General features: G+C 56.4%; 10 protein-coding genes. 4 read left to right on the forward strand and 6 right to left on the reverse strand.

The window, feature by feature from the left end; all coding sequences use genetic code 11:
- Nucleotides 1-346, forward strand: a 346-nt coding sequence (locus ACEQ15_RS03685; RefSeq protein WP_370277695.1) for a hypothetical protein, incomplete at its 5' end; no start/stop codon positions are given.
- Nucleotides 347-641: 295 nt separating this feature from the next.
- Here ACEQ15_RS03685 and ACEQ15_RS03690 read toward each other — a convergent pair.
- From ACEQ15_RS03690 to ACEQ15_RS03700, 3 genes are all read right to left on the reverse strand, one after another.
- Nucleotides 642-1,931, reverse strand: coding sequence for a TRAP transporter large permease subunit (locus ACEQ15_RS03690; RefSeq protein WP_370277696.1), 1,290 nt, complete (start codon nt 1,929-1,931; stop codon nt 642-644).
- 12 nt (nt 1,932-1,943) lie between these two features.
- On the reverse strand, nt 1,944-2,480 hold the full coding sequence (locus ACEQ15_RS03695) for a TRAP transporter small permease subunit (protein WP_370277697.1): 537 nt from the start codon (nt 2,478-2,480) through the stop codon (nt 1,944-1,946).
- Between the two features lie 68 nt (nt 2,481-2,548).
- A complete protein-coding gene (locus tag ACEQ15_RS03700) occupies nt 2,549-3,628 on the reverse strand; it encodes a TRAP transporter substrate-binding protein (protein WP_370277698.1) in 1,080 nt (359 codons plus the stop codon).
- Between the two features lie 349 nt (nt 3,629-3,977).
- On the opposite strand from ACEQ15_RS03700, the gene minC reads away from it, so the two are divergent.
- From minC to minE, 3 genes are read left to right on the forward strand one after another with little or no spacing between them, the layout of a single operon-like run.
- Nucleotides 3,978-4,709 carry a septum site-determining protein MinC gene (gene minC, locus ACEQ15_RS03705; RefSeq protein WP_370277699.1) on the forward strand — a complete coding sequence of 244 codons (732 nt, stop codon included), beginning with the start codon at nt 3,978-3,980 and terminating at the stop codon, nt 4,707-4,709.
- A gap of 35 nt (nt 4,710-4,744) precedes the next feature.
- On the forward strand, nt 4,745-5,554 hold the full coding sequence (gene minD / locus ACEQ15_RS03710) for a septum site-determining protein MinD (protein WP_370277700.1): 810 nt from the start codon (nt 4,745-4,747) through the stop codon (nt 5,552-5,554).
- Entirely contained in the window at nt 5,554-5,805 is a 252-nt protein-coding gene (gene minE, locus ACEQ15_RS03715; protein WP_370277702.1) for a cell division topological specificity factor MinE, read from the forward strand. The genes minD and minE overlap by 1 nt, the downstream gene beginning before the upstream one ends.
- A gap of 489 nt (nt 5,806-6,294) precedes the next feature.
- Here the strand turns inward: minE and ACEQ15_RS03720 are convergent, their stop codons facing one another.
- From ACEQ15_RS03720 to ACEQ15_RS03730, 3 genes are all read right to left on the reverse strand, one after another.
- Nucleotides 6,295-7,326: an IS110 family transposase gene (locus ACEQ15_RS03720; protein ID WP_370277703.1), complete on the reverse strand. Its 1,032-nt coding sequence runs from the start codon at nt 7,324-7,326 to the stop codon at nt 6,295-6,297.
- Between the two features lie 396 nt (nt 7,327-7,722).
- The gene (locus ACEQ15_RS03725) at nt 7,723-9,933 is read right to left on the reverse strand and encodes a CHASE2 domain-containing protein (RefSeq protein WP_370277704.1); all 2,211 of its coding nucleotides are present in this window, start codon (nt 9,931-9,933) and stop codon (nt 7,723-7,725) included.
- 30 nt (nt 9,934-9,963) lie between these two features.
- Nucleotides 9,964-11,066 (reverse strand): GspE/PulE family protein (locus ACEQ15_RS03730; RefSeq protein WP_370277705.1); only part of this gene is annotated, 1,103 nt, incomplete at its 5' end.

The raw sequence follows: 11,066 nt of genomic DNA on the forward strand, positions 1-11,066 counted from the left end.
GCCACTGCGCGGCGATCCTGATGCTCACTGCCGTATAGGCAGCTCAGAAATCACCCGTATGTCACAGACGGCTGGTGTGGCAGCTCACTGCCGTACAGGCAGCTCAGAAAGTTATCGCGTGCCACTGCGCGGCGATCCTGATGCTCACTGCCGTATAGGCAGCTCAGAAATCACCCGTATGTCACAGACGGCTGGTGTGGCAGCTCACTGCCGTACAGGCAGCTCAGAAAAGGAACTTGATGGTTTCAGCCATCTCTTTCTGGCTCACTGCCGTATAGGCAGCTCTGACAAGGCGATCTGTGTCCAAGATCCTTGCGGCGACACGATGGGTAAGAACGAACGCTAGGGAAGGAACGCCCGATGGGCGTTTGGCAGGGTAATCACCTTCGATGACGACGACCCAGCCCTACAGGGTGCGGAGGAGCCCCTTCGCCAAAATAAAAAATCCCCCGATGCGATAACCACACCGAGGGCAACCCTCATTCCTAGATGAGGACAGAAGGAATCGACAACACGTAAAGTCCAGTGTCCGTGTTACCGAGGGGTGGAACGGTTTGTAGCAGCGGGCTCTGACCGCGACATCCAGTCCAATTGACTTGGGAGGTATGTCGCGGTCGGAGACCGCTGCTACAGGGCTACGATCAGGTCAGTCCGTAGAAGTCTGGGAACAGCAGAATGGATGCCACAACCGCCACCTGCATCAGGATGAACGGCATTACCCCGCGATAGATATCCACAGTCTTCACCTCAGGTGGTGCCACGCCTTTCAGGTAGAACAAACTGAAGCCAAACGGTGGTGTCAGGAAGCTGGTCTGCAGGTTCATGGCGATCAGGATCGCAAACCACAGCGGTGCGATACCCAGCGCATCCGCTACGGGTGCCAGGATCGGCACGATGATGAAGCTGATCTCTACGAAATCGATAAAGAAACCCAGCACCAGAATCGCCACCATGGAGAGCAGCAGGAAGCCGGTTGCACCGCCTGGCAGGTCGGACAATACCTCTTCCACAATGTAGTCGCCGCCGGTGTAGGTAAACGCCATGGAGAAGGCGGTCGCACCCAGCAGGATCGCAAACACCATCGCGGTCACTTTTACGGTTTCCGAGGCGGAGTCGAACACCATCTTCCAGCTGAACTGTCGGTACATCGCCGCCAGCGCCAGTGCACCGATACCACCCAGTGCGGAGGATTCGGTTGGAGTGGCGATACCGGCAAAGATGGAACCCAGTACGATCAGGATCAGCGCCAGCGGCGGGATAATCGCTTTCAGCGCTTTCACGTACTGCTCGCGCTTGTTGTTCACGTCCTCATCCATCGGCAGGGCCGGTGCGGATTCCGGTTTCAGCCAGGTGTAGATCAGGATGTAGACGATATATACACCGATCAGCACAAAACCCGGGCCTACTGCGGCCTGGAACAGGTCACCCACCGGGATACCCAGCACGTCACCCAGGATGATCAGGATGATCGATGGCGGGATGATCTGCCCCAGAGTACCGGAGGCACAGATGGTGCCGCAGGCGAGGGATTTGTCATATTTGTACTTGAGCATTACCGGCAGGGAGATCAGGCCCATCGCTACCACGGAGGCGCCCACTACACCGGTGGAGGCCGCCAGCAGCGCGCCCACCAGTACGGTGGAGATCGCCAGACCACCGCGTACACCGCCAAACAGCTTACCCATGGATTCCAGCAGCTGCTCGGCCAGGCGAGTTTTCTGCAGCACGATGCCCATAAAGATAAACAGCGGCACGGCCATCAGTACCGTGTTTTCCATAATGCTCTGGATACGGAACGGCATGAAGGCAAACATATCCGGGCCTTCCGCCAGTACACCAAACAGCAGCGCCACGCCGCCAAAGGTAAAGGCTACCGGGAAGCCAAACAGCAACATCCCCAGCGCCACGAAAAACATCACTATTCCGATCATAACTCTTACCTGTTAGTGCGACGGTGGCTGGTAGTGGGCGACCTTGTGGTGACCCAGCAGTGTGTTGATAGAGCGCAGCGCCAATCCGATACCACTGATGGCGATGGCAAAGAAAGTGAATGGGATCACCGCTTTTATGATCCAGCGGTACGGCAGGCCACCCGGGTCGCCGGAGGTCTCACCCAGCTCATACGCTTCACGGGCAAATCCGACGCCGTACCAGGCCACCAGCAGCGCAAACGGCAGCAGCAACAGCAGGGAACCGAGCAGGTCGATCCAGGCCTTTTTGTTGCCGGACAGGCGTTCGTAGATCAGGTCTACACGCACGTGGCCACCCACGCGCAGGGTGTAAGGCACACCGAGCATGAACATGGCCGCAAACAGGTGCCATTCCAGCTCCTGCATACCGATGGACACATCGTTAAACAGGTAGCGCATGATCACGTCGTAGAAGACGTTAAACAGCATCAGCACAAATAACAGGGCAGCGATCTTCCCCAACAGGTCGGAGAAGGCATCAATCGCCCGTTCCAGACGGAGCAGAAACATAACAGCGCCTCGTAAAGAGAGAAGCCGACGGCCTGGTTAACAGGTCCGTCGGCGGGGAGAGTCGGAACTTAGTTGGAAGACAGGCTGTTCAGATACGCCTTGTCGGAGATGTCGGTCCACACACGGGATTTCTGCATGTAGAACATCTGGGATTTGATGATCTCGTTCGCCAGCGGGTCAGCCTTCGCTTTCTCAGCCAGCAGTTCGTTGTTCGCACTCTTCATCGCTTCGATCACGTCAGCCGGGAAGGACTTAACCTGGATCTCCGGGTACGCCACTTTCATCTGCTCCCAGTTCTCAGCAGAGGCGTGGTAAGACTGGATGTACATGTCGTACGCCGCGGTACGCATCGCTACGCGCAAGATCTCCTGCAGGTCTGCTGGCAGTTTCTTCCAGGTACGCTCGTTCACCAGGAACTGCAGCTCGGTCGCAGGCTCATGCCAGCCGGTGTAGTAATACGGTGCGATCTTGTGGAAACCCATGCGCAGGTCGAGGGATGGACCTACCCACTCCAGTGCGTCGATGGTGCGACGCTCCAGTGCAGTGTACAGCTCGCCCGCTGGGATATTGGTTGGCTTGGCACCGATCTTCGCCAGAACTTCACCGGCAAAACCCGGAATACGCATCTTCAGACCCTGCAGATCGTCCAGGGAGTTGATCTCTTTCTGGAACCAACCGCCCATCTGGTTACCGGTGTTACCACCCGGGAAGCTGAGCAGACCGTACTTGCTGTACACCTGCTCCATAAGCTCCATGCCGCCACCGTGATAGAACCAGCCGTACTGCTCCGGCGCGGTCATACCGAATGGCATGGTGGTGAAGTACAGGGTGTTAGGCACCTTGCCCTTCCAGTAGTAAGACGCAGAGTGGCCCATGTCGTACTGACCGGAGCGCACCATGTCGAAGATACCCAACGGTGCCTTGTGCTTGTTCTTGGAATCGATGGTGATCTTCAGACGGCCGTTGGACATCTTCTCGGCCATGGCCGCCATGTTACGTGGCGCATCGCCGAAGATCGGGAAGTTGCTTGGCCAGGTTTCCGCCATCTTCAGGCGATAGACTTTATCGGCCGCCTGAGCAGGCGCCGCCAGCGCGGCAACACAGGCGGCTGCAGCGATCAGTTTCTTGGTGAAGTTGAGTTTTAGCATTGTTCTTATATTCCTCAGTTTGAACTCTGTAAGGGACCTGAGCTTGACCCTTCTAGGTTGCCCTGCCCTTTAATGAGCAAACATTCGGAATAGTTCGCACAACGCGCACAAATACTACGTAGGCGACTGCGTAATAACGCGCCCTGCCCTTACGTAAAACTACGCAATTGGCCCCGATTTATGCCTTCCGTGGCGCTTCTGTTTGAATAATACTCATATTGATCAAAACATAACCAACTGATTTAAAACAGCTTTTGCCAAAGCCAGTGGAGTACGGTTTAATGCTAAACCCGCTGTGTCTGGGGCACAGCGCGTATAGTCCCGCATATATTCCGCTAAGGATAAACCTATGAACGATGCCTGCTTCCAGCTGAAAGGAAGCGCTGTCAGCACTGTTGTGATCGAGCTGTATCACTACTCCACCGCCGAATTTGCCGAACAGCTGGCCAGTAAGGTCGAGCAGGCACCGCAGTTTTTCCAGCAATCACCGATCGTGATCGACCTGGAGAAACTGGAAGAAGACCAGAATCCGGATTTCAACGCCGTTGTGGATATCTGCCGCGAGTTTCATCTGCAGCCGATGGCCCTGCGGGGTGTGCCGGAGCGCCTGATGAGCGCCGCCCGCCTGTCGGGTATGGCGGTGATCCCGGCCAACAGCCGCAACACCGATCTGGATACCCAACCGCAGAGTGAGCCAACTGAGGCCCAGTCTGAGGTGGTGGTGAAAAAGGTAGTGGAAGAGAAACTGGTCAGCCACCCAACCAAGGTGATCACCCGTCCGGTGCGTTCCGGTCAGCAGGTGTACTCCGAAGGGGATCTGGTGGTGCTGTCACAGGTGAGTGCCGGTGCCGAGGTACTGGCCGGGGGAGATATCCACATCTACGGCGCCCTGCGCGGTCGTGCGCTGGCCGGTGTCAACGGCAACACCGAGGCGAAGATCTTCTGCCAGAACCTGTCGGCCGAGCTGGTCGCCATCGCCGGTAACTTTATCCTTAGCGACTCACTGCAGAAAAAATGCTGGCAGGAATCCGCCTATGTTTGCTTGGAAGGCGAGAACCTGCAGGTACACAAACTGCCGTAAAACCTATTTGCCTAGCGACATCCAGGAGATTTAGATTGGCCAAGATTATTGTTGTGACATCCGGTAAAGGCGGTGTCGGTAAAACCACGTCCAGTGCAGCTATCAGTACGGGACTTGCCCTGAACGGCTTTAAAACTGTTGTGATCGATTTTGACGTGGGCCTGCGTAACCTGGACCTGATCATGGGTTGCGAGCGCCGCGTGGTGTACGATTTCGTCAACGTGATCAAGCAGGAAGCGACCCTGAACCAGGCGCTGATCAAAGATAAGCGCACCGAAAACCTTTACGTGCTGCCAGCTTCCCAGACCCGCGACAAAGACGCACTGACCCAGGAAGGTGTGGAAGCGGTTCTGAACGAGCTGTCTGAAAGCTTCGATTACATCATCTGCGACTCCCCGGCCGGTATCGAGAAAGGCGCACAGATGGCGCTGTACTTCGCCGATATGGCGATCGTGACCACCAACCCGGAAGTGTCTTCCGTACGTGACTCCGACCGTATCCTGGGTATCCTGCAGAGCAAGTCCCGCCGTGCCGAGCGTGGCGAAGCGGTGGAAGAGTTCCTGCTGCTGACCCGTTACAACCCATCCCGTGTGGAAGCTGGCGAGATGCTGAGCGTGGCTGACGTGGAAGATATCCTGGCGATCCCACTGCTGGGTGTGATCCCGGAATCCGAAGCGGTACTGAAAGCGTCCAACGCCGGTGTACCGGTGATTCTGGATAACGACGCGGATGCCGGCCAGGCCTACGACGACGCGGTTCAGCGTCTGCTGGGTAAAGAATTGGAACACCGCTTCCTGCAGGTGCCTAAGAAAGGCTTCTTCCAGCGTATCCTGGGAGGCCGTTAATGAGCTTCTTTGATTACTTCCGCAGCAAGAAGGAGCCAACCTCCGCTGCGTTGGCCAAGGAACGCCTGCAGATCATCGTCGCGCACGAGCGTGGTAAGCGTAACAACCCGGATTACCTGCCGCAGATGCAGCAGGAGATCATCGACGTGATCAAGAAGTACGTATCGATCGATCAGGATCAGGTGAAAGTGCAGCTGGATAGCAATGATGATTGTTCTGTTCTGGAAGTGAATGTAACGCTTCCGGATTGATCTCGTTACAAATACCTTTTGTAGGGCAGCCTTTAGGCTGACGGCAACATGAAGGTTGCCCTACAGGTAATCTCTTAGTTGTTATCACTATCTTCGTTCCGCCCAGATAGGGCGAGATAAGGGGAGTTGCTGAACTCCCCTTATCAATCCCCAATAGCCCTACAGTTTGGTTGGCTGCGCCAACTTCCCTGTGCGTTTCGATTCCCCGGGAGGCTGCGGGACTCGTCGCTGCGCTCCTCAGACAGTCCTTATATGGACCCACCCTGTTTTGCAAACCTGTTGCCAACACAGATGTAAGCTTGCACGCTTATATCCGGCTTCTGTAATGGGAACTTTAATGTTCCCGAGCCATTATGAGATGTGCGCTCACCGATCTTATCTCGCGCCAGACTTCTTAGAGCCAAGGACTGTCCCAGATTGCGGTGAGCCGAGCCTATCTATGGTGTCATACGGTCTGCGCAACACTGTGGTTAAAACCTCTCTGTCGAGTTATGCGACGGATACTTCCGCTTGGTACGGTGTTTGTTTCTTAAGTACGGCCCAGCAAATCCGGGCCAACTTATTTGCTAGAGCAACGATAATTTTATTGGGATGCTTCCCCTGTTTCCGTTGTACCCAGTCCCTTAGTGCTGAGGACTTCCCCGGTTTGCTAAGCACTTTATAGGCGGCGCGGGCACCGTGTATCAGTTGCCGCCGAACATGCGTATTACCTTGCTTACTGATCCCTTTCAGTACCGTTTTTCCGCCACTGGCGTATTGTTTTGGCACCAGCCCTAAGGCTGCACTCAGATGCCGCCCCGATCGATAGCTACTGACAGAGCCTACGTAGCTGTACAACAGTGTCGCATTGACAGGCCCAATACCTGGGATCGTTTGGAGCAGTGCACAACTCGGTTCCTGTTGCGCTAAGCGCTTTAACTCCCCGTCATACATTGTGATACGGTGATCCCGCTCCAGCCATTGTTGCCGTAACTCCTCAATCAAACGATGGCGACAACCTGATAGTTTGTCCTGATTCTGATCCAGTACAGCAGTCAGGTGCTTGGCAATTTGTACATTGCCACAAGGAATCACTACTCCCACTTCCGCCAGCAAACCGCGTAATTCATTTGCCACCGCTGTGCGTTCACGGATTAAACGCTCCCGAACACGATGAATCGCCTGAATATCCTGCTGTTCCACCGACTTCTGCGGTACCGTCGGTGTTGCCGGACGTGCAGCCGCCTCTGCAATTGCCTGAGCGTCACGGACATCATTCTTATTCACCTGAACGAAGGGTTTCACGTATTGTGGTGGTATCAACTTCACCTGATGTCCCAGTGCCTCAAACTCACGCGCCCAGTAATATGCGCCGCCACACGCTTCCATTGCGATCAGACACGACGGGAGTTGGGCCACCGTTTTCATTAGGCACGCGCGCCGCACCTGTTTGCTCAACCGACGATGCCCGTGTACATCGATACCGTGTAATTGGAAGACCGACTTGGCGAGATCAATGCCTAAGATGCTAATCTGATTCATGTGTGGACCCTCTCTCATCGATGCCGAACCCGGATTACTGAGGTAATCATGGCACGTGGGAGGTGGGTCCATCTTATTTCGCCTTTAATCCCGGAAAATCTGCAATGCTCGGCTGCACTGAAGGGAGGTGTGTCCATGCCAGCCCAGAGATCTATGCCACTAGTGTTTCAGTCGGCACGGACTCATTCCCCTCTACGCCGCCGAGCATTTCGCAAATAAAACGATTAAAAGCAAATTTTGTCTGAGGCCAAAGGCCGAGTTTATTTGCTTCGTTTTATTTGGGAAACGCGCAGGGAATCGGGCTTTGCCCGACAAGTAGTGGGGTTGGCAGGGATTGGTAAGGGAGGGCCTACACCCTCCCTTGCCTCGCCCGTTCAGGGCGAACAGGTGGAAACTTCACTTCGAATCATGGTTATGCACTCCATCCCACTCTTCGGATGGCGCACACATCTGTTGCTCAATCCGATCCCGATACAACTCGATCAACACCCCGCTGATCACCTCAGCATCCAACGTATCCAGCACCGCTAACGCCTCTTCCCAACGCTGCGCTCGGTAATCCGCAAGCATCACTTCAAACTGATCGGCCTGGGCCAGCACAGCGGCATCCAACTCAGCAGCCACACCTAACGGCTGATACAACACCACCGGTTCGGCACGCCCTTTCACCCGTGCACGATCCAGCTCCATAAAGCGGTATTCCGGAATACGCTCGGCCAGTTCACCACTCACCAGCACCGGAACACCGAAAAACTTGGTCAGGCTTTCCAACCGAGACGCGAGGTTTACTGCATCCCCCATCACCGTATAAGCCATACGGAAGCTGGAGCCCATATTGCCCACGTTCATCTCGCCGGTGTTTAATCCCATACCCACTTCAATCTCCGGCAAACCTTCGCTACGCAGCAGGTTGTTCACGTTGCGGATCTCCGCCTGCATCTGCATCGCGGCATCCAGCGCGTGGCGTGGGTGTTCGGGATTGGTCAGGGGTGCGCCCCAGAACGCCATGATCGCGTCGCCGATGTACTTATCCACCGTGCCGCGATGGCCGTGTATCACCTGGGTCATCGGTGTCAGGTAGACGTTAATCATGCGGGTCAGCTGTTGTGGTGTAAGGGATTCCGACAGGCCGGTAAAGCCGCGGATATCGGAGAAGAACACGGTCATATCACGGCTTTCACCCTGCAACTGCGCTTCGGCCCCTTCGGTGTTCAGCTCGTCCACGATCTCCGGTGGAATGTACTGGCCAAACACGTTGGCGAGCTGCATGCGATTGCGGGTTTCAAAGAAGTAACCGGTGGTTTGCTGGAAGATGAAGAGCAACACCACCAGTGCCAGGGTGTAGCCGAGTGGGATGACCCACATCAGCTCAGTCCAGGCGTAGAAGTTGAACACCACCAACATGCTCACCCAGATCGTGGTGAGGATTGCACCACGGGTGACGGATAGACGTGGGATCAGCAACGACATCAACAAACCACTGATCAGCAACTGCACCAGCTCCACCGCCACAGTGTAATCGGGCTGGTGTCGGATACGTTCATCCAGCATGCCGGAGAGAATATTAGCGTGTACTTCAACTCCCGGATAACGGTTGCTCATCGGCGTCACACGCAGGTCAAACAGCCCGGCAGCGGTGGTGCCCACCAATACAATGGCCCCATCCAGCGTGGCAGGATCGGCGGTGCCACGCAGCACATCGGTGGCGGATACGTAGGGGAAACTGCCCTGCTCACCACGGTACGGCACCAGTACGTTACTGCGCTCATCCACCGGAATCGGGATACCCGCTACGTCTACCGCAGTGATCGCAAACAGCTCACCGGAGGCATCCGCTTCCAGCACCGGTGTGACTTCGGTTTCGCCAAACAACGCCATCATCATCGCCAGAGAAAGCGATGGGTAGTACTGATCCTGATAGCGCTGCAGCAGCGGTACCCGGCGGTACACACCGTCCGTATCCACCGATGGGTTATCAAAGAATCCACTCCAGAGGGTGCGTGCCTGCAGCAGTGGCAGGTTACCAATCATCCCCTGCGCGGTGGGGATCGGCAGGTCCTGCATCTGTTCGATGGCGGGTGTTACCGGTGCGGCAACGGCGCCCACCTGTTTGGTGTTGGTTTTCACCAGGGTGCCATGATCAAACGGGAAGCCCAACACCACCGGCCGGGCATCGATCGCGCTCGCAAAACGTTGATCAGGATAGAGGTAGGTGGATAGGTTGAGCAGTTCTTTCAGGCTCAGGTCCGCTTTGCCTTCGGAGATCTGCTGCAGGGTGTACTGGCTCAGTTGGGTATCGGGTTCGGAAAACACCACGTCGAAGCCCACAATGGCCACGCCGTACTGGTCAAACAGCTGATCCACCAGCGCGCCCACCTTGTCGCGGCTCCAGGGCCAGCGTCCCTCATGCACCATGGTTTTTTCGTCCACGTCGACAATCACGATGCGTGGATCAGGTTCGTTCACCAGGGTCTGCTGCAGGCGCAGGTCGTAGAGGTCCAGTTCAAAGCGTTCGAGCAACAACGGACGGTTGCCGGTAAGGACCGGGATCAGCACCAGCAGGGTGACAACCAGGCCAAACAGTATGCGGATCTTGCGCTGGTTCATCCCTGCGTCTCCCTGTGATGATGGTTGGGCTTAGTCTGCCGCAACACGCTTGAGCTGATGGTAATCCAGTTCTCCGGCGAGGATCTTATCCACACCGTCGGCCAGCAGGGTGGTCATCCCCTCCTCCATCGCCTGGCGGGTGATCTGCCCCACATCGGCGTTCAGGTTGATCAGTTCGCGGATCTTGTCGCTGGACACCAGCAATTCGTGGATCGCCATACGGCCACGGTAACCGGTGTTGCCACACTCGGAACAACCCTTCGGTTTGTAGAGGGTGGATTGGGTGGTGAGCAGCAGGTTCGGATCACCGGACTTGCGCACCAGCAGCTCCACCTCTTCTGCACTTGGCTGGTACGGCTGTTTGCAGCTGCTGCACAGTTTGCGCACCAGTCGCTGTGCCACCACGCCCACCAGCGCTTCGGAGAAGTTGTCCGGGTCGAGCCCCAGGCCCAGCAGACGGGTGATGGTTTCCGGCGCGGAGTTGGTGTGCAGGGTGGACAGCACCAGGTGACCGGTCAATGCTGCATCAATCGCCGCCTTGGCTGTTTCGCGGTCACGCATCTCACCAATCAGGATTACATCCGGGTCTGCACGCAGGAAGGAGCGTAGCGCGGCGGCAAAGTCGAGACCGATCTTCGGTCGCACCTGCACCTGCATCAGGCCGGACTGGGTGATCTCCACCGGATCTTCCGCCGTCCAGATCTTACGGTCCGGGGTGTTCAGTTCGGAAAGCAACGCATGCAGTGTGGTGGTTTTACCGGAACCGGTCGGGCCCACCACCAGCAACAGACCGTGTGGACGGGTGAGCAGCTGTCTCAGTTCACGCGCATTGCGGGTGTTGAAGTTGAGGCGGCTGAACGGGATCGGCTCACCACTTTGCAGCAGTCGCAACACCATCGCTTCGCCATTGACCGTCGGCAGCGTCGCCACACGAAACTCCAGTTCACGCCCCTGGATACGCACGCTGAACTTGCCGTCCTGCGGGATGCGGCGCTCGGAGATATCCATGTTCGCCATGATCTTGATACGGGAAATAATGGCACGCGTGTGGTTGGCCGGGATCTGGATACTCTCCTGACAGTCTCCGTCGATACGCAGGCGTACACGGGTAGGCTCACGCCCTTTGCCCGGCT

Origin of the sequence: Pontibacterium sp., from assembly GCF_964228735.1 — a bacterium.
Lineage (GTDB): Bacteria > Pseudomonadota > Gammaproteobacteria > Pseudomonadales > Balneatricaceae > Pontibacterium.